Here is a 22,715-nt window from a genome sequence, read left to right as displayed (position 1 = left end):
CCCCCGTCGCGGCGCCACCGGCTCGCCTGCGAGGCGCCTTGCATGGCATCCCGCCGAATTGATTGAGGTCAAGCCGAGCTCCCCCGATCGGGCGTAAGAATATTGCATGCAAGGCTTCTTGCGATCCATGCGCGCCTGTTCGCCACGGTGGCGGTCGCGCGACACCCACTCCATGGGAGATGACGTTATGCCAACCGACACCCACCACACCCCGGCCGACCGGGACGCTTCCGCCGCCGCGCCGTTCGGCATGCTGGAAGGCACGCACTGGATCGAATCGCTCAACGATGGAGTCCCGGTGCTGATCCGCCCGCTGCGCGAGGACGACCGTGCGCGGGAGGAGGCGTTCATCGGACGCCTTTCACCGCAGTCTCGTCGCCATCGCTTCATGGACACCTTCAAGGAAGCAAGCCCTGCCCTGGTCGACCAGTTGATGCAGGTCGACCATCAGCAGCAGGAGGCCTTCATCGCCCTGGCGCATGACAACGGCGAGCTGCGCGAAGTCGGCATCAGCCGCTACAGCGCCACCGGCAAGGACAAGCAGTGCGAGTGTGCGGTGACCGTGGCCGACGACTGGCAGAAGCGCGGCCTTGGCGTCCTGTTGATGCGGCATCTGATCGATCAGGCACGCAAGAACGGTTATCGGCAGCTGATCTCGCTCGATGCCGCCGACAACGAACCCATGCACGAACTGGCCAGCTACCTCGGCTTCCACTGCAAGCGCGACCCGGAGGATGCCACCCAGGTTGTGCATACCCTCGATCTGTGAACCGGACTTCCCCGACGCAAGGTGCAACGCCATGTCCACACCTGCAGGAAAGCTCCATCTCATGACGACCGACGACAAGACAGGCGTGCAGCCGCTGCTTGCGCGACCCCGCGACATCCTGGCCATGGCGACCTCGAGCGACCCGTGGAGCCCGGCCGTGACCGCCGCCATCGCGCTGGCGGCCCGCTGGGCCAGCAACCTCACCAGCTGTTACATCGAGCCTTCGCTGCGTCAGGTCGGCGGCGCGGATCTCGAGCCCAGCGCGCTGGGCCTGCTGCTGCAGCCACGCGGCGACGACGGCGGCGAACGCGCCGCCTTCGCATCCCATGCCCATCGGCTGGGCGTGCGCGAGGCGGTGTGGACGGTCACCCATGCCGGTCTGGCGCCCACGCTTCGGCGACTGGGCGCGTGGCACGACCTGGCCGTGCTGGAGCGGGACATGGTGGAAGGCGCCCACCTGTTCGACATCCTCGGCGAAGCGATGCTGACCAGTCGCATTCCCTGCCTGCTGTTGCCACCGGGCCGGGACGACGAACAACTGCTGCTGGATCGGGTGGCCATCGGCTGGAACGGCGGCATCGAGGCCGTCCGCGCGATCCATTCCGCGTTGCCATTCCTGCAGGCGGCGAAGGAGGTGCTGCTGATCGATGGGACTCCGCCAGGCGCGGATGATGCGGAGGAAAAGGTCCCTCGCTTCGATCCGCTGAATTATCTCCTGCGCCACAACGTCATGGTCCGCTCGCGGCAGATCCAGGTTCCCCCTCACCTGGCCGGGGCGACGCTGTTGAAGGAGGCCCAGGGCATGCACGCCAACCTGCTGGTGGTCGGTGCCTACAGTCATTCGCGGCTGCGCGAGCGGGTGCTGGGTGGCGCCACCCGGCACATGCTGCTGCATGCCGAGATACCCGTGCTGATGCAGCACTAGGGTGGCGTTGCACGCTCGGCAGTCCATTCAGCGACTGTCGAGATTGTGGTAAAGCTCCTCCTCCTGGGAAAAGTGCAGGCTCAGCACCGTATCCAGTCGTTGCAGCACGCGCTGGATCTCGACCATCGACGCGGCCACCGAATCGTCGAGCGGAATATCCTCGCTCATGCGCGTGAGCAGCCGGGTCAGGCGAAAGATCTCGCGATGGGTATGGCTCATCGCGGCCAGCGGGTCCTCGCCATGCAGGCGTTCGGCCAGTTGCGGATACAGCTCGCCCTCGTCTGCCTGCTCGTGCGGGATCAACTCGCGATTGAGCAGCTCGACCAGCCCGGCCAGCTCCCGGCGCGCCACCACCGGCGCATGGCCGACGATGCCCTCCGCCGCAGCATGCACGCGCTCCAGCAGCGGTGACAGTCCGGCGTGATCCTGACGCAGACGGTCGACCTGCTCGGTGTCCAGCGTGCGCGCCGCACGATGACGATGCCCCGCGCCCAGCGCACGCAAGGCGTTGAAAATCACCGCCACGTCGATCGCCTCCTGCACCACCGCACCGACCAGCGGCGGCAACAGGCCCATCGCTGCCAGCAGCATCGCCAGCAGCGACAGGCCCATGCCGGCAAGCACGCCCTGCAGCGCTATCCGGCGCGTGCGCGAGGCGATCTGCACGGCTTCGGCCACGCGATCGAGCCGGTCGACCAGAACGACCACGCCCGCCGCCTCGGACGAGGCAGTGGCGCCGTGCGCCCCCAGTGCGATGCCGACGTCCGCAGCAGCCAGTGCGGGAGCATCGTTGATGCCGTCGCCGACCATCAGGGTGGTGCCGTGGGCGGCCCCCTGCCGGATCGCGGCCAGCTTGTCGGCGGGCGTGAGTTCGGCGCGCACCTCGTCCACACCGGCAGCGAGACCGACCGCCTCGGCCACTTCGCTGCGATCGCCGGTGAGCATCACGATGCGCCTGATCCCGGCCTGGCGCAGCAGCCGCAACGCGCGCGGCGATTCCAGCCGCAGCCGGTCGGCGAACAGCACCGCGCCGGCCATCGCGCCGTCGACCGCGATGAAACTTCCGCTGACGTCCTCGTAGGCCATGCGCCGCAGCAAGGCCGCGGTCCATGCCACGGCGGGCGTCGCGGCAGCCACATAGTGGTGCCCGCCCAGCATCACCGCGTGGTCACCGATCATGCCGCTGAGCCCCGCGCCGGGCACCTCGTTCACCTCGCGCGGGGCTTCCAGCGCCAGCCCCTGCGCGCGCGCAGCCTGCACGACCGCCTGCGCCACCACGTGCGGCGAGGCCTGCGCCAGCGAGGCCGCGAGTTTCAGCAACTGCACCGGAGACTGCCCGCCGGCGCTCTCCACCGCCAGCACGCTGATCCGTCCGGCGGTGAGCGTGCCGGTCTTGTCAAAGAACAGTACCCGTGCGCGCGCCAACGCCTCCAGCGTGGCGCCATTCTTGACCAGGATGCCGCGGTGCGCGCAGCGCGACACGCCGGCCACGATCGCCACCGGCACCGCCAGGATCAGCGGGCACGGCGTGGCCACCACCAGCACCGCCAGCGCGCGGACCGGGTCGCCACTGAACAGCCACGCGGCCCCCGCCACCAGCAGGGTCAGCGGAATCAGCGCCAACGCATAGCGATCGGCCAGTCGCACGAAGGGCGCCCGCGATTGCCGTGCCGCCTCGACCATCCGCACGATGCCTGCATAGGTACTCTGCGCCGCCGGCTGGCTCGCCGTCATGTCGAACGGCGCACCGGCATTGACCACGCCGCTGAGCACCTCCTCCCCCGCCTGGCGGCGCAGCGGAAGCGATTCCCCGGTGAGTGCGGATTCGTCCAGCGTCGCCATGGTGTCGAGCAGGACGCCGTCGACCGGCACCACCTCGCCCATGCGCACCAGCAGGCGATCGCCCGGCACCACGCTTTCCACCGGAACCTGCTCCAGCACGTCGCCGCGATAGCGCCAGGCCGAACGAGGGGCACGATCCAGCAGCTGCCGCAGCTCGCGTTCGGCCCGCTGCGTGGTGTACTCCTCCAGTGCCCGCCCCCCGGCCAGCATCAAGGCGATCACCGCCGCCACCAGGGCCTGGGAAAGCAGCAGCGCGCCCGCGATGGCCAGGAACGCGATCAGGTCCACGCCCAGTTCGCGGCGGCGCAACCGGATGACGATCTCGACCAGCAGCAGCACCGCCAGCAGCAGCGCACTGGCACTCCACACGATGCCGGCGGCGCCAGCCTGATCGAACCAGCGCAACCCGGCTCCGGCCAGCAGCGCCGCCAGCGTGACGGCGAGCAGCCCCCGGTTCATCCAGCGCTGCAATACGTTCAATGGCAGACCAGTACCGGCACGTCGCAGTTGACGATGACCTTGTGCGTCTCGCTGCCCAGCAGCAGGCGATCGATGCCGTGCCAACCGTGCGATGCCATCACGATGAGATCGCACTGGTGCTGCGTTGCGGCGGCCACGATCGCGGTGTACGGACGGTTGTTCGTCTCATGGCCGCTCTCGCACGGGACACCGGCCGCGCTGGCGCGCTGCTCGACCTCCTTCAGGTAACCCTCGGCGCGCGCCACCGCCTCCTGCACATAGAACTCCTGGTTCGCCTGGATGATGTCGACCATGTAGGTCAGCGCCGGGAACGGCGGCACCACGTGAAAGGCGTAGACGCGCGAGCCCAGCCGTGCAGCCAGCGCGAGACCGGTATCGACCGCGCGCAGGGACAGTTCGGAACCATCGATCGGCAACAGGATGTGTTTGAACATGACGTCACTCCGTGGAAGGGATCAGCGGCAGCTGTAGCCGCCATCGATGACCAGTTCGCTGCCGGTCAGGAATTTCGCTTCATCGGAAGCGAGGTACACCACGCCCCAGGCGATGTCGTCGGCCTCGCCCATGTGGCCGAGCGGGTGCAGCGCATCGACCTCGCGCCGATGCTGCTGCGGATCGCCGCCGAGCGAGGCGAGGTGTTGCTCCACCATCGGTGTCCAGATGAAGCCGGGATGGATCGAGTTCACCCGGATCCGGTCTGCCGCATAAAGCAGTGCATCGGTCTTGCTCATCAGCCGCACCGCACCCTTGGAGGCGTGATACGGCGGCACGTCGGGTGCGCCGACCAGCCCGTAGATCGAGGACAGGTTGATGATGCTGCCGCCTCCGGCCGCGCGCAGCGGCGCAATGGCGTGCTTGGTGCAGAAGAACACGCCTTTCACGTTGACCGCCTGCACCCGATCCCATTCGGCCTCGGTCAGTTCGTGGGTCGGCTTGTTCGCACCGGCGATACCCGCATTGTTGACGAGGACGTCCAGCCGTCCGAAAGCCGCCATGGTCGCGGCGATCGCGGCAGCCACTTCGGCTTCCACCGCCACGTCGGCATGAAAGAATCGCGCCTGCCCACCGATGTGCCCGGCCAGCTGCCGACCCGCCTCGTCATCCAGATCCACTATCGCGACCCGTGCCCCGGCCTCGGCCAGCCGGGCCACGCACGCAGCGCCAATACCCACGGCACCACCGGTCACCAGTGCCACCTTGCCATCGAGCCTGCCCATCCGATTTCCTTCCGCGGGGTTCTGCCCGGCAGCATGCACCCGACCGTACGGGGCGGTGTTGATCAGGATCAAGTGAATACCGCCTCGCTGCAGCGATCCCGGCCGCTGCAACGCCCGCCGACACGATGCCATCGGCCTGGATTGACCTTGGTCAATTGATCCCGGCGACGTCTGTCGCACGATGTCATCGACGGAGCAAACCGGAGCATGGCCGTGCTTGACCTCATCGTGAATATCGGACCCACCGAGGCCGATGCGCCGTGGCTGCGCGGCGCGCTGGCGCTGGCGCACCGGCACCAGGCATTCCTGACCGGCCTGCAGCTGGTGCGCGCCGATGCGTCGCTGGTCGAGACCTGCGACGATCCCGTGCTGCTGGAAAGCCGCGCGCAAGCGCGCCGCGACTGGTGGCTGGAACTGTGCCGCGAAGCGGGCGTCGCCGGTGAGTGGGAGGTTCGGCCAGGTGTCCACGTCGATGCGCTGGCCAAACGCTCGCGGCTGGCCGATTTCGTGATCGGCCAACTGCACATTCGCGAGCCGGATGCGCCGGCCGGATTCGACGAGATCACCCGCGCGCTGTTCGCCTCGTCCTCACCGATGTTGCTGGTACCCGATGGCTGGCAGGGGGGATTGCGCGCGGAACGCGTGGTGATCGCCTGGAACGGTTCCGGCACGGCCGCGCACGCGGTGAAGGCGGCGCTGCCGCTGCTGCAGCAGGCCCTGGCGGTGCATGTCCTGGACGGCGAACGCCCCGGGCTGCCGGGCATCAGCATGCCTCCGCTGCCGCTGCGCGAATGGCTGCGCCGGCACCAGGTCGACGCCCAGTGGGAGACCTTCGAGGGTGAGCCCGATGCCGGCCAGAACCTGCAGGAAAGGGCAAAAGCCCTCCACGCCGAATTGCTGGTCGTCGGCGCGTGGGGCCGCTCGCGGATACGCGAACTCGTTCTGGGAGGCGCCACGCGATGGCTGCTGGAACACGCAACACTGCCGCTGTTCATGGCCCACTGAGCATGACCGTTGCGGAGGATCCGGCAACGTCTGCAGCCATGCGCCGGCCCTCGCCGCTTCAGCGGAAAAGCCCTCGCGCAGCGATCGGTCTCGTCGGGCGCCTCGCCGCGGTCTGCTCGGTGCTCATCGTCAGCCTGATCTTGCCCGCGGCCTCCGCGCTGGCCCGCAAGGCCGCGTCGGCGCCGGCCACGAAGCCTGCCGGCCATGCCTACTTCTGGCATCCGGAAATTGCGCCGAGCGGCCCGATGGTCATGGTGGTCAGCCTCGACGAGCAGTACATCTACGTCTATCGCAACGGCGTGGCCATCGGGGTCAGCCCGATCAGTTCCGGCCGTCCGGGCTACGAAACGCCGACCGGGGTCTACACGATCCTGCAGAAGGAGCGCGAACACCGCTCCAATCTCTACGACGACGCGCCGATGCCCTACATGCAGCGCCTGACCTGGGATGGCGTGGCGATGCACGGCGGCAACCTGCCCGGGCATCCGGCCTCGCACGGCTGCATCAGGTTGCCGCCGACCTTCGCCGAGAAGCTTTTCCAGGCGACCCGGCGTGGCGGCGTGGTGGTGATCGCGGATGCACGGGTGTCACCGGCAGCGATCGTCCACCCCGCCGCGCTGGCGCCGATCGATCTCGCCGGCCAGCCGGCCGTTCCCGTACGCCAGGGCGAAACGGATATCCCCCTGCCGGTCGAGGCCGGCGGCGCGCCGCTCAGCATCATCATCAGCACCCACGATCGCATGGCCTATGTGCTGCGCGACGGCAAGTTGAGCGCCAGTTCGCCGCTGCGGGTCGCGCCGGACGCACAGGAATATGGCTTCCACGGCACGCTGCTGTACGTGATGGGGGAGGACCGCACTGCCCCCTCGTCCCGGGAAACCGCCGTGCGGCCGCTGCATCAATGGTCGGCCTACCGGATCCTTGGCAGCGGACCGGTGCCCGAACCGGCGCAGATGGCGAAACAGCTGAAGCTGCCGGAGGCGTTCGGCCAGGGGATCCAGCAGGCCCTGGTCCCCGGCACCACCGTGCTGGTCACCGATCTGCCGGGCCAGGGCGGCGATGCGCTTCGCCCTTATGCGTCGCTGCTGGTGTCGGATCGACCGACCGCGACAGACGCGCCATGAGAGCAGGCCTGCCGCTCTCCGGAACCGATGCGGGCGCGCTGCCGGAAGGCCCCGGCAACGCGCGGCACTCCCCACCCATGACCATCACACAGGATGCTTCGGCATGAACTCGAAGATCGTCTACAGCTGCCACGGCGCGGCCAAACAGGTCACCGGCTCCTGCCACCTGGTCACCTGCAACGACCGCCGTGTATTGATCGACTGCGGCATGTTCCAGGGCGGACGCGAACAGGAGCAGGCGAACTACGAACCGTTCGGATTCGATCCGGCCAGCATCGACGTGCTGCTGCTGACCCACGCGCACCTGGATCATTGCGGACGGATTCCGAAGCTGGTGCACGATGGCTTCCGCGGGCGCATCCTGACCACCGCCGCCACCCGGGACCTGGCGCGGGTGGTGATGCTCGATGCCGCCGGCCTGCAGGAGGAGGAGGCCATGCGCAACCAGCGTCGCGGCCGGCGCCGCGACGAACCCGACTTCGTGCCGCTGTATACGCTGGACGATGCGCTCCATGCGATGGACTACTTTGCCGAGCCGGTCGCTTATGACGAGCTGGTGCCGGTGGTCGACGGCATCCAGGCGCGCTTCCTCGACGCGGGGCACATCCTCGGTTCCGCCTCGATCCTGCTGCGGCTCGATGACGGCCAGCAGCAGCGCGACATGGTGTTCTCCGGCGACCAGGGCAACCCGGGACGACCGATCCTGCGCGATCCCGTGCCCGCCCCGCCGGCCGACTACGTGGTGATGGAAACCACGTACGGCAACCGGCCGCACCGGTCACTGCCCGACTCGGTCGACGAGCTGCACCGCGCCGTGCGGGAGACCGTGGCGCGCGGCGGCAACGTGATCATTCCCACCTTCGCGCTGGAGCGCGCGCAGGAGGTCCTCTACTACCTGCATCGCGGCATCCTCGACGGTGCGATACCGGCACGCATTTCGGTGTTCCTGGATTCGCCGATGGCGATTTCCGCCACCGAGATCTTCCGCCGGCACCCCGAATGTTTCGACGCCGGCTTCATCGAGCAACTGAACCATGGCGACCCGTTCGCCATGCCGAGTCTGCATTTCTCGCGCGAGACCGGCGACTCGATGGCGATCAACAACATCGAGAGTGGCGCGGTGATCCTGGCCGGTTCCGGCATGTGCACCGGCGGACGCGTGCGCCACCACCTCAAGCACAACCTGTGGCGGGAGAAGAGCAGCATCGTGTTCGTCGGCTATGCGGCAGCCGGAACGCTGGCCCGGCGCATTGTCGACGGCGCGCAGAGCGTGCGGATCTTCAATGAAGAGATCCGGGTGCGCGCCCAGATATGGACCATCAACGGCTTCTCCGCCCACGCCGATCAGGCGGCACTGCTGAAGTGGCTGGGCACATCGCCGCGGCGAAAGGTGCTGCTCGTGCATGGCGAATACGAGTCCGGCATGACGGCGATGGCCGAGCGCCTGGAGGGACTGGGCATCGCCACGGGCATGCCCGGCATGCACGAACCCATCCTGATCGACTGAATCGCTGCCCTCGACGCCGCCTCGGATCCGGCCGGAGCCGGAATCGCCTCCGGCTCAGCGGGCGACGCTGCGCGGCGAGGCGCCTTCCAGCGCCAGCACGGTCAGGCGATCCAGTTCCTCCTGCACGAAACCCGCCTGCAGCCGGGCCGGTCGATTGAACGGCCCGCGCAGGCTGACCCCCATGTAGTCGCGCAACATCGCGAAGAACGTCTCGACCGGTTCGACGCCGTCGCGTTCGCAGCAATGCCGGTACCAGCGCGTGCCGGCCGCGACGTGGGCGACCTCCTCGCGCAGGATCACCTCGAGGATCGCCACCGTGCCGGTGTCGCCGAGCTGGCGCAGGCGATCGATCATGCCGGGGGTCACGTCCAGTCCTCGCGCTTCCAGCACGCGCGGCACCAGCGCCATGCGCGCGGTGTCGTGATGCGCGGTCTTCTCGGCCATCGCCCACAGGCCGTCGTGGGCATCGAAGTCGCCATAGGCATGACCGAGCTCGGCCAGTCGCCCGGACAGCAGCGCGAAATGGCGCGCCTCGTCGTTGGCACAGCTGGCCCAGTCACGGTAGTACGCCGCCGGCTTGCCGCGATAGCGATACACCGCGTCCCAGGCCAGGTTGATCGCGTTGAATTCGATGTGCGCCACCGCATGCACCAGCGCGGCGCGACCTTCGGCGCTGCCGAGTCCGCGCTGCGGCACCTGTCGCGCGTTGACCAGTCGCGGCCTCGCCGGACGGCCGGGCGAACCGATCGGCTCGGGTGGCGGCGACGCCGGATCGGGATGCAGTTCGCCGGCCACGAAGGCCTGCCAGGTGAGCTGGGTCAGGCGCAGTTTTTCGGCCGGATCGGTGGCATCGAGGCAACGCTTGGCGGCGGCGTGGAGATCCATGGGCAGCGGTAGAAATGAGTGGAGAGGAGTGAGAGGCGAGAGGAAAACGGGAGCGTCGACGTGGCGCCTCTCGTTTCTCACTCCTCTCCACTCACTCCTGCTCTAGGCCCGGCGGGCGGCCTTGGCGTCGTCGGAGCGCAGCATCTGGATCTGTTCCAGGTATTGCTGGTCGAGGCCGGTGATGTATTCGCCGGAGAAGCACGAGGTATCGAAGCGCTTGAGCTCTTCGTTGCCATCCTGCACCGCCCAGACCAGGTCCTCGAGATCCTGGTAGATCAGCCAGTCGGCGCCGAGCACCCGCTCGACTTCCTGTTCGGTATGACCGGCGGCGACCAGTTCGGAGACCGACGGCATGTCGATGCCGTAGACATTCGGATAACGCACCGGCGGCGCGGCGGAAGCGAAGTAGACGTTCTTCGCGCCGGCCTCGCGGGCCATCTGGATGATCTGCTTGGAAGTGGTGCCGCGCACGATCGAATCGTCCACCAGCAGCACGTTCTTGTTGCGGAACTCCAGATCGATCGCGTTGAGCTTGCGGCGCACCGATTTCACCCGTTCGCCCTGCCCCGGCATGATGAAGGTGCGGCCGATGTAACGATTCTTGACGAAGCCCTCGCGGAACGGCACACCGAGCGCGCCGGCCAGCGCGCTGGCGGCGGTACGGGCGGTGTCGGGAATCGGGATCACCGCGTCGATGCCGTGATCGGGGCGCATCCGCAGGATCTTTTCGGCCAGCTTCTCGCCCATGCGCAGACGCGCCTTGTACACCGAGACGTCCTCGATCATCGAGTCCGGTCGCGCCAGGTAGACGTATTCGAAGATGCACGGCGTATGCGGCGCGCCCTCGGCGCAGCGACGGCTGTGCAGCTGGCCGTGGTCGGTGATGATCACCGCCTCGCCCGGCAGGATGTCGCGCACCAGCTTGAAGCCCAGCACGTCGAACGCCACCGATTCCGAGGCCACCGCATATTCGCGGCCTTCGGCGGTCACCCGCTCGCCCAGCACCAGCGGACGGATGCCGTGGGGATCGCGGAACGCCACCAGGCCGTAGCCCAGAACCAGCGCCACGCAGGCATAGCCGCCGCTGGCGCGCGCATGCACGCCGGCGATCGCCTTGAAGATGTGGTCCGGGGTCAGCTCCATCCGGTCCTGGATCTGCAGTTCGTGGGCCAGTACGTTGAGCAGCACCTCGGAGTCCGAATCCGTGTTGATGTGGCGACGGTCGTCCTCGAACATCTCGCGCCGCAGCGTTTCGGTATTGACCAGGTTGCCGTTGTGCGCGAACGCGATGCCGTACGGCGAATTGACATACAGCGGCTGCGCTTCCGCCGAACCTTCCGACCCGGCCGTGGGATAGCGGCAATGACCGATCCCGATGCACCCGCGCAGCCCGCTCATCGCAGCCTGGTCGAATACGTCGCGGACCAGCCCGTTGCCCTTGTGCAGGCGCAGCTTCGAGCCGTCGACGGTGGCGATGCCGGCCGCGTCCTGGCCGCGATGCTGCAGCATGGTCAAGCCGTCATAAAGCGCCGATGCCACTTCGGTGGTACCGACAATGCCGATGATTCCGCACATGATGTGTTGCCCTGCCTAAAAGGTCGTGCTCAGAAGGTCGTGTTCGGTGGATCGCGTTCAGAAAGTCCCGGGCTGGCCCGCCACGCTGGTCGCCGCGGCCGGTAAGGCGGGCCGCGGCGAGGTTGCCGCGGGGGCTGGCGCCGGGCCCGATATGGGGGCCGGAAGCGAAACCGACAAGCGGGGCAGACGGTCGAGCACCGCGGCGGGATGGATATGCTCACGGATATCCGCCGGAACCCGCTGTTCCAGCCACGCCGCCACATGCTGGAACTGCGGCAACAGCACCGAGCGCTGCCACCACGGGTCGCGCGTGAAGGCGGTGAAACCGACCAGGAACACCAGCAGGGTCACCAGCAGCACGCCGCGCAGGAATCCGAACACCATGCCCAGCAGACGGTCGGTACCGGACAACCCGGTGCTTTCGATCAGCCTGCTGATCACGAAACGCAGCAGTGCGCCGAGAATCAGCACCGCGACGAAACACAGGCCGTAGGCGACGATGATCCGCGCCGACGGCAGCTCGATGAGGTGCCCGAAATGCGTCGCCACCACCGGGCCGAACGTCCAGGCCACCCAGAACGCGGCGATCCAGATGGCCAGCGCCAGCACCTCGGAAATCAGGCCACGCCACAGCCCGATCATCACCGAAATCGCCAGGATGGCGATGATGATGTAGTCGGTCCAGTTCATCCGGTCACCCGCCCGACTCGCGCATGGAGGGCGTGCATGTTCAAGGCACCGGGACGACGTTGCCGTCGATCCCCAGTTTGGCCTTGATCTGGTCGTGCACCCGCTGCGCATCGGCCCGCTGGGTCTGCGGCCCGGCGCGTACCCGCCACAGCCGTTTGCCGCCGGCCTGCACCGAATCGACGAAGCCGTCGAAACCGTTGGCGCGCAACTTGTCGCGCAAGGCATTGGCATCCGCCTGACTGCTCACCGCCGCCAGCTGCACGGCCCAGCCACCGGGCTTGCTGCCTGCCGATGCCGCGGGCCTGGCTGCCGCCGCGGCGCCGCCATAGTCGGCGCCCTGCTCCAGCCTTGCCGGCGCGCCGGGAATCGACCGGGTGATCTTCAGGCGCGCGGCCTCGGCGGCGGTGCGCGTCTCGAACGGCCCGGCGATGACCAGGGTGCGCGACTTGCCGGCCTGGGTGATGGCATGGCCGCTCACCGGATAGCCCAGCGCACGGACGCGGCGCTGCAGGCTGGCGGCACCCGCTGCACTGGCATAGGCACTGAGATTGAGCGTGTATTCGCCCCGTCCGCTGGCCGCCGGCGTGGCCGTCGGCGTGGCCGTCGGCGGCACGACGGCCGCTGGCGTCGGACGGGGGACCGGCGCCTTGGCCACGGTAGTCACCGGAGGCTTGGCCGCGGGTTTCACGTGGGCGTCCGCCGTCGTCTGCTGCGCAATCACCGGCTGGCTCGGCGACGTGCCCGAACCGGTGGTCACCGTCGTCGGGGCCGGCTTCTTGCCGGCCTCCGGGTCGGTTTCCACGTCACGTGGGCGGTTCGAACCGATGTTCACCGTGGCCAGCCGATCCGCCGAGACCGGGCTCACCGATTGCGTCGGCAAGGTCTCGACGCTCGATGCCGGCACCACCGCGTCCGGGGTCAGGCTCATGGTCTTGGTCTGCAGGTCGCGATCCGGCGCCGGCGGTATCGCCAGGCTGACCGTCTGATCGCCACCGGGGGTGGGCGGACTGCCGGAAAAGAACATCGGCACGAACAGAACCGCCAACGCAATCAGGACGGCGGCTCCCAGCAGGCGTGTTTTCAAGTCTTCGCTCCCAGGCGGCAAACGCGATGCGCAACGGCGTGATTATACCTGCCCGGGCCGGACACCATGACCGACCCGCCGATTCGGTCACCCGCCGCGTTCAGCGAGGACCGCGCTGGCCAGGAAAAACGAGCCGAACGCGAGAATGCGCTCACCCGGCCGGGCCAGGTCCCGCGCCGCGGCCAGCGCCTCGGCCACGTCGGCATGCGTATCGAACGGGGCCCATGGCAATACCTGCTGCAGCGTCGCGGCCAGGGCCGCCGCGGTCAGGCCGCGCGGCGTGAGCTGATCCAGCCCGGCCAGATGCCAGTGGTGGATGCGCGTACCCAGCGCGGCGATCACCCCGGCCACGTCCTTGTCGGCCAGCGCACCATAGACCGCATGCACGCGGGCGGCTGGCTGCGCGTCCAGCCACTCGGCCAGGGCCCGCGCCGCCTGGGGATTGTGCCCCACGTCGACGATCACGGCCGGTTCCCCACCCAGCCACTGCAGCCGGGCGTCAATGCGTGCCTCGTGCAGGCCCGTGCTGACGGCGGCGAAGAAGTTGCTTGGCGTCAACAGGTTGCCCCATAACGCATGCAGCGCGGCGATCGCGGTCGCCGCATTGGCGTATTGCACGGGCGCTGCCAGTGCCGGATCGGGCAATTCCATCGCACCGCGGTCGCGATGCCACCAGCGCCAACCGTCGACGTGGCGCTCGACCCCGAAATCGATGCCGGCCCGTTCGACTTGCGCGCCGCGCGCGGCCAGCACATCGAGCAGCCCCTGCGGAGGCGCCAGCTCGCCCACGATCACCGGCCGCCCGGCCCGCGCGATACCGGCCTTTTCCCGGCCGATGCTGTCGCGATCCGCCCCCAGCCACTCCATGTGATCCAGGTCCACGGTGGTGACGATCGCCACGTCGGCGTCGATGATGTTGACCGCATCCAGCCGCCCGCCCAGCCCTACTTCGAGCACCGCCACGTCGACGCCGGCACGGGCAAACAGATCCAGCGCGGCCAGCGTGCCGAACTCGAAATAGGTCAGCGGCAGCTCGCCGCGAGCCGCCTCGATCCGCTCGAACGAGGCAATCAGCGAGGAATCGTCGACATGACTGCGATCGATGCGTATGCGTTCGTTGTAATCCAGCAGATGCGGCGAAGTGAACGCGCCCACGCGCAGGTCGGCGGCCCTCAGCATGGCCTCGAGCAAGGCCACGGTGGAGCCCTTGCCATTGGTTCCCGCCACCGTGATCACCCGCGGCGCCGGCGCCGGTGAGCCCATCGCCTGCCATACGCTGCGCACGCGCTCGAGCCCGAGCTCGATGCTGTGCACGTTGACCCGTTCCTGATACGCCAGCCATTCGGCGAGATTGCGGCTCATGCAGTCATTTCTGATGGGTGAAGGCCAGGCGATCGGTGCGCGTCGACGCGCCCGGCCGCCAGCCCGGGCCGAGAGCATAAGGCATCTACGGCGATGTGGACCCGGCTCGCCGCCAGCTTTTCGTGCGCCGGACCATCGTCACAACTGTGCCTTGCGCAGGCGCAGGGCATTGCTCACCACCGACACCGAGCTCAGGCTCATCGCCGCCGCCGCGATCATCGGCGACAGCGTGATGCCGAACCAGGGATACAGCGCGCCGGCCGCCAGCGGCACGCCGATGGCGTTGTAGACGAAGGCGAAGAACAGGTTCTGATGAATGTTGCGCACGGTCGCCTGCGACAACCTGCGCGCACGCACGATCGCCCCCAGGTCGCCCTTGACCAGGGTCACCTGGGCGCTTTCCATCGCCACGTCGGTGCCGCCGCCCATGGCGATACCGATCTCGGCAGCAGCCAGCGCCGGCGCATCGTTGATGCCGTCGCCGGCCATCGCCACGCGGCGACCGGCCGCCTTCAGCGCATCGACCACCGCCGCCTTGTCGACCGGCGAGACATCCGCGTGCACCTCGTCGATACCCAGCTCGTCGGCCACCGCCTGCGCGGTGGTGCGGTTGTCGCCGGTCAGCATCACGATATGCAGCCCGGCTGCACGCAGGGCGCCGATCGCCGCCGGCGTGTCCGGCTTGATCCGGTCGGCCACCGCCAGCAGCGCGGCCAGGCGGCCGTCGATGGCAAGGAACATCACCGTGGCGCCCTTGCGCCGAAGCAGCTCGGCCCGGGCACCGGCGTCGTCGGCGATGGTGACCTGAAGTTGGTCCAGCAAGCTTGCGTTGCCCAGCGCCAGCGCGCGGCCATCCACCTGCGCACTGACGCCACGACCGGTCAGCGAACGGAAATCCGTTGCCGCCGGCGCCGTCGCGCCCTCCGCCTCCGCCGCGATCACGATGGCCCGCGCCAGCGGATGCTCGCTCGACTGCTCCAGCGCGGCGGCCAGCGCCAGCAGGCGTTCGCGCGGCTGCCCATCGAGACTCACCAGCTCGGTCAGGCTCGGCTTGCCGGTGGTCAGGGTGCCGGTCTTGTCCAGCACCAGGGTGTCAATGGCGCGCAGCGTCTCGATCGCGCTGGCGTCCTTGAACAGCACGCCACTGTGCGCGCCACGTCCGCTGGCCACCATGATCGATATCGGCGTGGCCAGACCCAGCGCGCAGGGACAGGCGATGATCAGCACCGACACCGCCGCAATCAGCGCATGGGTCAGCCGCGGCTCGGGGCCCAGCAGCGCCCACAACGCGAACGCCAGCACGGCCACCGTCACCACCGCCGGCACGAACCACGTCGCCACCCGGTCGGCCACGCGCTGCAGCGGCGCCTTGCTGCGCTGCGCCTTCGCCACCAGCGCCACGATCTGCGCCAGCATCGTCTCGCCGCCCACTTTCTGCGCGCGCATGCGCAGTGCGCCATCCTGGTTGACGGTGCCGCCGGTCAGCGCATCGTCCCGCGCCTTGCCCACCGGCATCGGCTCGCCGGTGAGCATCGACTCGTCGACGTGACTGTCGCCCTCCAGCACCACGCCATCGACCGGCACCTTCTCGCCGGGGCGCACCCGCAGCACATCGCCCGCACGTACCTGCTCCAGCGGCACGTCGCTCTCGCTGCCGTCGGCAGCGATCCGGTGCGCGGTCTTCGGCGTCAGCCCGAGCAGCGCCTTCAGTGCCGCACCGGTGCGTCGACGGGCGCGCAGCTCGAGGAAATCGCCCAGGGTGACCAGGCTGACGATCACCGCCGCCGATTCGAAATACACCGCGACCTGGCCATGCCTGTCGCGAAAGCCGGGCGGAAACACGCCCGGCAGCAGGAAAGCCACCGCGCTGTACAACCACGCGACCCCGGTGCCCAGCGCAATCAGCGTGTACATGTTCGGCTGCCACGGCTGCAACGAGCGCCAGCCGCGGGCGAAGAACGGCGCACCACCCCACAGCACCACCACGCTCGCCAGCATCGCCTCGACCCAGCCGGCCACGCGATCCCACGGCATCGGCAGCCGCCAGCCGAACAGATGCGGCCCCATTGCCAGGGCGAACACCGGCACGGTCAGCGCGACCAGGATCCAGAACCGTCGCGTCATCGATGCGAGTTCGCCGCCGTCGTCGGCATCCACGCTCGGCAGCATCGGCTCCAGCGCCATGCCGCACTTGGGACAGGCACCCGGGCCGACCTGCTGCACTTCCGGATGCATGGGACAGGTGTAGATCGTGCCGGCCGGCGCCGCCGGCCCGGCCGCGCGTGGCTCGATATACGCAGCCGGATCGGCAAGGAATTTGTCCTTGCAGCGTGCGGCACAGAAAAAATAGGTCTGGTCGCCATGCTCCGCGCGTTGTCTGGCGGTCTGCGGATCCACCTTCATTCCGCACACCGGATCGATCGCCATGCCGTCCGCCGACGCTTCGCCGCCGGCGCAGCACGAACCGTGGCCGCTCATGCCGGCACCTCGTCGGTCAGCGCACGCAGGATCGGGCATTGCTCCGGCGCACCGTGCCCCGGGCACGATTCAACCAGTTGTGCCAGTCCGTCGCGCACGCGCTGCAGCTCGACGATGCGCTGCTCGAGCGCTGCCAGCCGCTGCTGCGCCCGCTGTTTCACCGCCTTCACCCCGCGCTGGCGATCCGCCGACAGCGCCAGCAGCTCGCGGATCTCCTCCAGCGTGAAGCCCAGCTGCTTGGCCCGCCGGATGAAGCGCAACTGGGCGATCGTGCCCTCGCCGTAGCTGCGGTAGCCGGAAGCCCGCCGCAGCGGCGCGGGCAGCAGTCCCTCGCGCTCGTAGTAACGGATCGTGTCGATCGCCACGCCGACGCGCTTGGCGACGGCCCCGATGGTGAGTGAGTCGGCTGGTATGCTCATGCAGATAGTCTAGACCCTTGATCAAGGTCCAGAGTCAAGCCGTCGATCGACGCGACCCGGCGTCAGGGATTCAGCGCCGCCTCGGCCCGATCGTCCTCACCCGCCTGATCTTGCCAACGCGTCAGCGCGTCAGTGCCCAGCGGATCAGCTCGAGGCCGGCCCACCGTCGACATCGGGCGACGCCTTGCCTCGGTCGGCCCCGGCTACAGGAAGCTCGCGTAGGCTTCCAGTGGCAGGCGTTCGATCGCCGGCACGCGACAACCGTCGGCCGGATGGCCGACCACCAGCAGCAGGAACGGCATCTCGTTGCGTGGACGCCCCAGCACTTCGTTGAGGAAGCCCATCGGGCTGGGCGTATGCGTCAACGTGGCCAGCCCGGCCCGGTGCAGCGCGGCGATCAGCAAGCCGGTGGCGATGCCGACCGACTCCTGCGGGTAATAGCGCTTGTGCCTGGCGCCGTCGGCATCGAGGCCGAAGCGCTCGTAGAAGATCGCGATCAGCCACGGCGCGGTCTCCAGGAAGGGTTTTTCCGCATCCGTGCCCAACGGCGCCAGCGCCTGCAGCCACTCGTCCGGTGCACGCCGACCGTAGAACTCGCGCTCCTCCGCCTCGGCACCCTCGCGGATACGCTGCTTGACCCGCGCATCGGCGACCGCCACGAAGCGCCACGGCTGCTGGTTGGCACCACTGGGCGCGGTGCCCGCCGCACGCAGGCAGTGTTCGATCACCTCGCGCGGCACCGCGGTGGCGGCGAAATCGCGCACCGTGCGCCGGTGCGACAGTTCCTGTGCGAACGCGGCGGCTGCGGCGATGCGCTCGGCATCGGTCCGCGCTTCATGTGCGGCCAGGGGCATGGTGGCGTGAACAGGCATGGGCATCCTCGTTGCAGCGGCAAGCCGCTATCGTAGCGCCCGCACGGCCAAGTCCGCCGGCCGGCACGGCACTACCGGCGCGTGAACCCGTCCGCACTCCAGCCCTCGCTGCCCACGCCATGGTGGACGTGGAACAGTCCGTCCGGATCGACCTTCCGTTTCACTGCCGCCAGCCGCGGGTAGTTCGAGCCCCAGAACGACGTCTGCCAGTGACGCTCGAAGTAGTCGCTTTCGGAGACGTAGGAACCGGCCCGCGGAGCGACCTTCAGCAACGCGTCCATCGACCGCCCCACACCTGCCGCATCCCGCCGCGCCTTCGCCAGATCCGGTCCCGGACCGGGCATGCCCGGGAACGCCGGCGGACCGTCGGCGCCGCACATCGCCAGCGCGAACGCCTCGACCATGCCGGGGTGGGTCGCGGTGTCGCGCGCGGCGGCCAGCTCCTCCGGTGGGGCGCCGGCCAGTCCCTTGTTGAAGTGCAAGGCGAAATCCCATTCGCGCGAGGCAGCGAACATCGCCTCCACCAGCCGGGAGCGGGCGCCTTTTTCCAGCAGCGACGCAGGCAGCCACGCCGAGCGGAAGCCGTGCAGGAACCAGCCCACCTGGCCCTGGTCGCCGGCCCACAGGATGTGATCGCGCGGCGCGCCCGGCCGGGTGTCCTCGACGATGAACTGCGGCGCGTGCTGGCGGAAGAAATCCGCGTCCCAGAAGTGCCGGGCCGGCAAGGCGATGATCTTGATCTCGCGGGCGAAGGCATACTCCTTGCGCGCCCGCACCCAGTCCAGGAACGGAGCCCAGACCTGCTCCGCCTGTGCCTGGCTCAAGCCCTGGAACACCATCGAGATGCGCAGCGTGTTGTCCGGCTGGAACGCCATCTGCTCGCCCCAATGCGGATTGAACAGGTCGTTGCGGTAGAAGCCCATGACCTTCGCGATCAGCGCCCGGAACGCCGTATCGGACGAGGCGGTGATCGCGCCGAATGCGGCACCGAAGGTCTCCGGCAGCTCACGCGTGCGCAGGGTCAGCCGCGTCACCACGCCCAGGCTGCCGCCACCGCCACCCTTGAGGCCCCAGAACAGCTCGGGATGGCTGCAGGCGTTGGCGATGCGCACCACGCCATCGGCGGTGACCACCTCGGCCTCGATCAGCCCCGCCGCCGCGGTGCCGTATTTCTTGGAGAAGCTGCCGAAGCCGCCGCTCTGCACCAGCCCGGCCACGCCGACCGTGGTGCAGCCGCCGCCCTGCACGTAGCGACCGCCTTTCGTTGTCACCGCGTCGTAGGCATCGATCCACATCGCGCCGGCACCCAGGCTCACCGCCGGCTGCGGCGCCTGCCGTCCTTCGCAGCCCTGCCCGACGAAGGCGTCATGCAGGCTGATCCCGTTCATGTGCCGGGTCCACACCAGCAGCGAATCGGGCGCGTCCGAGGTGCCCTGGTAGCTGTGCCCGCCCCCCTTCACCACCAGCCGCAGATGGTGTTCGCGGGCGAAATTGACCGCCGCCACCACATCGGCCGTATCGCGTGCCGCCACCGCATAGGCACTCGGCTGCGAGGTCCAGGCGTCGGCCCAGCCGCTGGTCTGGGTCAGCGCGGGCTGGTCGCCGATGTAATAGGGGTTCTTCAACTGCTCGAGCGCTTCGCGGCAGGCGGCGCCGGGCGCCGCTGCCGTGCAGCCGGCAAACGGCGACTGCGGCTGCAGCAGGCGACCGCCCACGTCGCGCTTCAATTGTTCCCACTCGGCCGGCGACGGCCAGCCGGGCGCACCCGGCCGCACCCGCCGGCGGAACGTCGCGGCCGGCATCTGCCCGGCCCACGCCGAGGCCAGACGGTCGCCGGCAAAGGCCAGCGGAAGCAGCGGCAGCGCCACGGCGGCCTTCAGCAGATCTCTTCGGTTCATCGCACATCCTCCATGGGCAGATCGCCTCGCAAGTCGACAGGGTTCACCGGGGATGCCCGACCGGCAAGCGCGGAGTGACCGGAAGTGCCCGCCCTGTGACCAACGGTGGAATGCAGGGATGAACGAATGGCGAAGCGCGGTGCCTCGCCGCCGGCGCGTCGACCCTGCTAGGGTTGCTCCATTCGCCTGGAGCCGTGCCAGCCCACCGGGGCGGCGCCCGGCGAAACTCGACCCGGACGGCGTCTCGCCGGCCACCGGCACCCTGCAACGACGAAGACGGGAAAGCGGATGCACGCATTGATCTGGGACAAGCGGCGCCAACCGGCGCGTCACATGGCATACGTCCGGACCGGCATGAGCCGGTTGCCGGCCATCGCGCTGCTCGCGCTCGGCCTGGCCACCGCGGCGCAGGCCACCACGCCGGACCAGGCGCGCTGGCAGCGCGAGGCGCAGGCGGTGACGGTCACCCGCGACGACTGGGGCATCGCCCACGTGCACGGCAGGACCGATGCCGACGCCGTGTTCGGCATGGCCTACACGCAGGCCGAGGACGACTTCAACCGGGTCGAGACGAACTACCTCACCGCGCTGGGGCGCACGGCCGAAGCCGAAGGTGAGCCGGCGATCTGGGGCGATCTGCGGCAGAAGCTGTTCATCGACCCGGTCGTGCTGAAGAGGCTCTACGCGCAAAGCCCCGGCTGGCTGCAGTCGCTGATGAACGCCTGGGCCGACGGACTCAACTATTACCTGGCCACGCATCCGCAGGTGCACCCGCGCGTGATCACCCGGTTCGAGCCGTGGATGGCGCTGTCGTTCACCGAAGGCAGCATCGGCGGCGATATCGAACGGGTGGCGCTGGGCCCGCTCGAGGCGTTCTACGGCCGGCCCGGCGACGCGCCGCTGGCGCAGGTCGAGAGCCGCCCCAGCTGGATCGAACCGACCGGCTCCAACGGCATCGCGATCGCGCCGAAGCTCACCGTGGACGGCCATGCGCTGCTGCTGATCAACCCGCACACCTCGTTCTTCTTCCGCTCCGAGCTGCAGATGTCCAGCGACCAGGGACTGGATGCCTATGGCGCAGTCACCTGGGGCCAGTTCTTCGTCTACCAGGGCTTCAACAAGCACGTGGGCTGGATGCATACCTCGACCGGCCTCGATGCGGTGGACGAGTTCGCCGAGACCGTCGTGCACCAGGACGGCAAGCTGTCCTACCGTTACGGCAAGGCACTGCGCCCGGTCACCACGCGCCGGATCACCGTGCCGTACCGGGCGAAGGACGGCTCGATGGCGCAGCGCACGTTCACCGCGTACTTCACCCATCACGGCCCGATCGTGCGCGAGCTGGACGGCAAGTGGATCGCCGAGGCACTGATGAACACGCCGATCCCCGCGCTGGAGCAGAGCTGGCTGCGCACGAAGACCGACGACTACGCCAGCTACATGAAGGTGGCCGAGCTGAAGGCCAACTCGTCCAACAACACCATCTTCGCCGACGACAAGGGCGAGATCGCGTACCTGCACCCGCAGTTCATCCCCCGCCGCGACGACCGCTTCGACTACACCCAACCGGTCGACGGCTCCGACCCGGCCACCGACTGGCACGGTCTGTTGCCGCTGGATGCCGCGCCGCACCTGCTCGATCCGCCGAACGGCTGGATATTCAACACCAACGACTGGCCGTATTCCGCCGCCGGCCCGTACAGCCCGAAGCGTACCGATTACCCGCGCTACATGGACACCTTCGGCGAGAATCCGCGCGGCCTGCACGCCACCCGCCTGCTCACCGGCGCGAAGGATTTCACCCTGCCCTCGCTGATCACCGCCGCGTTCGATTCGTACCTGCCGGCGTTCGCGCGGCAGATCCCGATCCTCGTCGCCGACTACGACGCACTGCCCGCCGGCGATCCGCTACGGTCGAAGCTGGCCGGCCAGATCGCGATGCTGCGGCACTGGGACTACCGCTGGGGCATCGCCTCGATGCCGACCTCGCTGGCGGTGTTCTGGGGCGATACGCTGTGGGACGAAGTGAGCAAGGCCGACACCGCCGAAGGCCTGTCAATCTACGATTACATGGCCGAAAAGGCCGGTGCGAAAGCGCGCCTCAACGCATTGCTCGATGCGTCCAACCGGCTGCAAAAAGATTTCGGCAGCTGGGGCGTGCCGTGGGGCGAGATCAACCGCTTCCAGCGCATCAACGGCGACATCCAGCAGCCATTCAACGACGCGAAGCCGAGCATCCCGGTGCCGTTCGTCTCCTCGCGCTGGGGCTCGCTGGCCTCGTTCGGCGCGCACCGCTGGCCGGGCACCAGGCGCTACTACGGCACCGGCGGCAACAGCTTCGTCGCGGTGGTCGAGTTCGGCCCGAAGGTCAGTGCACGCGCGATCACCGCCGGCGGCGAAAGCGGCCATCCGGATTCGCCGCACTTCAATGACGAGGCCGAGCGCTACACCACCGGCAACCTGCGCACGGTCTACTTCTGGCCCGATCAACTGAACGGGCATACCGAGCGGGTCTATCACCCGGGCGGATGAGGTTGCACCGCACGCCAGCGACATGTCACGCCACCGAGCGTGACGCATGGC

Annotated in this window: 18 protein-coding genes; 6 read left to right on the top strand and 12 right to left on the bottom strand. The window is 68.7% G+C overall.

Annotated features, from left to right (window positions below; genetic code table 11):
* Nucleotides 1-187: 187 nt before the first annotated feature.
* Nucleotides 188-769 (top strand): GNAT family N-acetyltransferase, encoded by a 582-nt coding sequence (locus ACFPPA_RS06650; RefSeq protein WP_377318486.1) that lies wholly within the window; start codon nt 188-190, stop codon nt 767-769.
* 61 nt (nt 770-830) lie between these two features.
* Nucleotides 831-1,694 carry a universal stress protein gene (locus ACFPPA_RS06645; protein WP_377318484.1) on the top strand — a complete coding sequence of 288 codons (864 nt, stop codon included), beginning with the start codon at nt 831-833 and terminating at the stop codon, nt 1,692-1,694.
* Nucleotides 1,695-1,721: 27 nt separating this feature from the next.
* Here ACFPPA_RS06645 and ACFPPA_RS06640 read toward each other — a convergent pair whose 3' ends face one another.
* From ACFPPA_RS06640 to ACFPPA_RS06630, 3 genes are read right to left on the bottom strand one after another with little or no spacing between them, the layout of a single operon-like run.
* The gene (locus tag ACFPPA_RS06640) at nt 1,722-4,016 is read right to left on the bottom strand and encodes a heavy metal translocating P-type ATPase (RefSeq protein WP_377318482.1); all 2,295 of its coding nucleotides are present in this window, start codon (nt 4,014-4,016) and stop codon (nt 1,722-1,724) included.
* A complete protein-coding gene (locus tag ACFPPA_RS06635; RefSeq protein WP_377318480.1) occupies nt 4,013-4,450 on the bottom strand; it encodes a universal stress protein in 438 nt (145 codons plus the stop codon). The genes ACFPPA_RS06640 and ACFPPA_RS06635 overlap by 4 nt, the downstream gene beginning before the upstream one ends.
* Nucleotides 4,451-4,471: 21 nt before the next feature.
* Complete coding sequence (locus tag ACFPPA_RS06630; RefSeq protein WP_377318478.1) at nt 4,472-5,233, bottom strand: glucose 1-dehydrogenase; 762 nt, start codon at nt 5,231-5,233, stop codon at nt 4,472-4,474.
* 213 nt (nt 5,234-5,446) lie between these two features.
* Here ACFPPA_RS06630 and ACFPPA_RS06625 point away from each other — a divergent pair, with 213 nt between their 5' ends.
* The 3 genes from ACFPPA_RS06625 to ACFPPA_RS06615 all read left to right on the top strand — a co-directional run bounded on the left by ACFPPA_RS06625 (nt 5,447) and on the right by ACFPPA_RS06615 (nt 8,869).
* Nucleotides 5,447-6,238 carry a universal stress protein gene (locus ACFPPA_RS06625; protein WP_377318476.1) on the top strand — a complete coding sequence of 264 codons (792 nt, stop codon included), beginning with the start codon at nt 5,447-5,449 and terminating at the stop codon, nt 6,236-6,238.
* A gap of 83 nt (nt 6,239-6,321) precedes the next feature.
* Nucleotides 6,322-7,362 (top strand): L,D-transpeptidase family protein, encoded by a 1,041-nt coding sequence (locus tag ACFPPA_RS06620; RefSeq protein WP_377319460.1) that lies wholly within the window; start codon nt 6,322-6,324, stop codon nt 7,360-7,362.
* A 103-nt stretch (nt 7,363-7,465) separates the two neighbouring features.
* Complete coding sequence (locus tag ACFPPA_RS06615) at nt 7,466-8,869, top strand: MBL fold metallo-hydrolase RNA specificity domain-containing protein (RefSeq protein WP_377318474.1); 1,404 nt, start codon at nt 7,466-7,468, stop codon at nt 8,867-8,869.
* Between the two features lie 54 nt (nt 8,870-8,923).
* On the opposite strand, the gene ACFPPA_RS06610 is transcribed toward ACFPPA_RS06615, so the two are convergent.
* From ACFPPA_RS06610 to ACFPPA_RS06570, 9 genes are all read right to left on the bottom strand, one after another.
* Nucleotides 8,924-9,754: a ferritin-like domain-containing protein gene (locus ACFPPA_RS06610; protein WP_377318472.1), complete on the bottom strand. Its 831-nt coding sequence runs from the start codon at nt 9,752-9,754 to the stop codon at nt 8,924-8,926.
* Nucleotides 9,755-9,856: 102 nt separating this feature from the next.
* Entirely contained in the window at nt 9,857-11,329 is a 1,473-nt protein-coding gene (gene purF / locus ACFPPA_RS06605; protein ID WP_377318470.1) for an amidophosphoribosyltransferase, read from the bottom strand.
* Nucleotides 11,330-11,386: 57 nt separating this feature from the next.
* Nucleotides 11,387-12,019, bottom strand: coding sequence for a CvpA family protein (locus tag ACFPPA_RS06600; RefSeq protein ID WP_377318468.1), 633 nt, complete (start codon nt 12,017-12,019; stop codon nt 11,387-11,389).
* A 40-nt stretch (nt 12,020-12,059) separates the two neighbouring features.
* Nucleotides 12,060-13,103, bottom strand: a complete 1,044-nt coding sequence (locus ACFPPA_RS06595; RefSeq protein WP_377318466.1) for an SPOR domain-containing protein — start codon at nt 13,101-13,103, stop codon at nt 12,060-12,062.
* Between the two features lie 87 nt (nt 13,104-13,190).
* Nucleotides 13,191-14,465, bottom strand: coding sequence for a bifunctional tetrahydrofolate synthase/dihydrofolate synthase (gene folC / locus ACFPPA_RS06590; RefSeq protein WP_377318464.1), 1,275 nt, complete (start codon nt 14,463-14,465; stop codon nt 13,191-13,193).
* Between the two features lie 138 nt (nt 14,466-14,603).
* Nucleotides 14,604-16,943, bottom strand: coding sequence for a heavy metal translocating P-type ATPase (locus tag ACFPPA_RS06585; RefSeq protein WP_377318462.1), 2,340 nt, complete (start codon nt 16,941-16,943; stop codon nt 14,604-14,606).
* Nucleotides 16,940-17,362: a MerR family DNA-binding protein gene (locus tag ACFPPA_RS06580; protein ID WP_377318460.1), complete on the bottom strand. Its 423-nt coding sequence runs from the start codon at nt 17,360-17,362 to the stop codon at nt 16,940-16,942. The genes ACFPPA_RS06585 and ACFPPA_RS06580 overlap by 4 nt, the downstream gene beginning before the upstream one ends.
* Nucleotides 17,363-17,565: 203 nt before the next feature.
* On the bottom strand, nt 17,566-18,234 hold the full coding sequence (locus ACFPPA_RS06575) for a nitroreductase family protein (protein ID WP_377318458.1): 669 nt from the start codon (nt 18,232-18,234) through the stop codon (nt 17,566-17,568).
* A gap of 71 nt (nt 18,235-18,305) precedes the next feature.
* On the bottom strand, nt 18,306-20,132 hold the full coding sequence (locus ACFPPA_RS06570) for an FAD-binding oxidoreductase (RefSeq protein ID WP_377318456.1): 1,827 nt from the start codon (nt 20,130-20,132) through the stop codon (nt 18,306-18,308).
* Nucleotides 20,133-20,465: 333 nt separating this feature from the next.
* On the opposite strand from ACFPPA_RS06570, the gene ACFPPA_RS06565 reads away from it, so the two are divergent.
* Complete coding sequence (locus ACFPPA_RS06565; protein WP_377318454.1) at nt 20,466-22,664, top strand: penicillin acylase family protein; 2,199 nt, start codon at nt 20,466-20,468, stop codon at nt 22,662-22,664.
* Nucleotides 22,665-22,715: the final 51 nt, after the last annotated feature.

It is taken from the genome of Rhodanobacter ginsengisoli (assembly GCF_042657065.1).
Classification (GTDB): domain Bacteria; phylum Pseudomonadota; class Gammaproteobacteria; order Xanthomonadales; family Rhodanobacteraceae; genus Rhodanobacter; species Rhodanobacter ginsengisoli.
The sequence above is the reverse complement of the archived record's forward strand: the minus strand, read 5'-3'. Positions and strand labels throughout refer to the sequence as shown.

Excerpts from the sequence above, each read along its gene's own strand:
- ACFPPA_RS06600 (WP_377318468.1), bottom strand. The coding sequence starts at position 12,019 with ATGAACTGGACCGACTACATCATCATCGCCATCCTGGCGATTTCGGTG.
- ACFPPA_RS06565 (WP_377318454.1), top strand. The coding sequence starts at position 20,466 with ATGGCATACGTCCGGACCGGCATGAGCCGGTTGCCGGCCATCGCGCTG.
- ACFPPA_RS06645 (WP_377318484.1), top strand. The coding sequence starts at position 831 with ATGACGACCGACGACAAGACAGGCGTGCAGCCGCTGCTTGCGCGACCC.
- ACFPPA_RS06650 (WP_377318486.1), top strand. The coding sequence starts at position 188 with ATGCCAACCGACACCCACCACACCCCGGCCGACCGGGACGCTTCCGCC.
- ACFPPA_RS06580 (WP_377318460.1), bottom strand. The coding sequence starts at position 17,362 with ATGAGCATACCAGCCGACTCACTCACCATCGGGGCCGTCGCCAAGCGC.
- ACFPPA_RS06630 (WP_377318478.1), bottom strand. The coding sequence starts at position 5,233 with ATGGGCAGGCTCGATGGCAAGGTGGCACTGGTGACCGGTGGTGCCGTG.
- ACFPPA_RS06585 (WP_377318462.1), bottom strand. The coding sequence starts at position 16,943 with ATGAGCGGCCACGGTTCGTGCTGCGCCGGCGGCGAAGCGTCGGCGGAC.
- ACFPPA_RS06570 (WP_377318456.1), bottom strand. The coding sequence starts at position 20,132 with ATGAACCGAAGAGATCTGCTGAAGGCCGCCGTGGCGCTGCCGCTGCTT.
- ACFPPA_RS06635 (WP_377318480.1), bottom strand. The coding sequence starts at position 4,450 with ATGTTCAAACACATCCTGTTGCCGATCGATGGTTCCGAACTGTCCCTG.
- ACFPPA_RS06575 (WP_377318458.1), bottom strand. The coding sequence starts at position 18,234 with ATGCCTGTTCACGCCACCATGCCCCTGGCCGCACATGAAGCGCGGACC.
- purF (WP_377318470.1), bottom strand. The coding sequence starts at position 11,329 with ATGTGCGGAATCATCGGCATTGTCGGTACCACCGAAGTGGCATCGGCG.
- ACFPPA_RS06610 (WP_377318472.1), bottom strand. The coding sequence starts at position 9,754 with ATGGATCTCCACGCCGCCGCCAAGCGTTGCCTCGATGCCACCGATCCG.
- folC (WP_377318464.1), bottom strand. The coding sequence starts at position 14,465 with ATGAGCCGCAATCTCGCCGAATGGCTGGCGTATCAGGAACGGGTCAAC.
- ACFPPA_RS06615 (WP_377318474.1), top strand. The coding sequence starts at position 7,466 with ATGAACTCGAAGATCGTCTACAGCTGCCACGGCGCGGCCAAACAGGTC.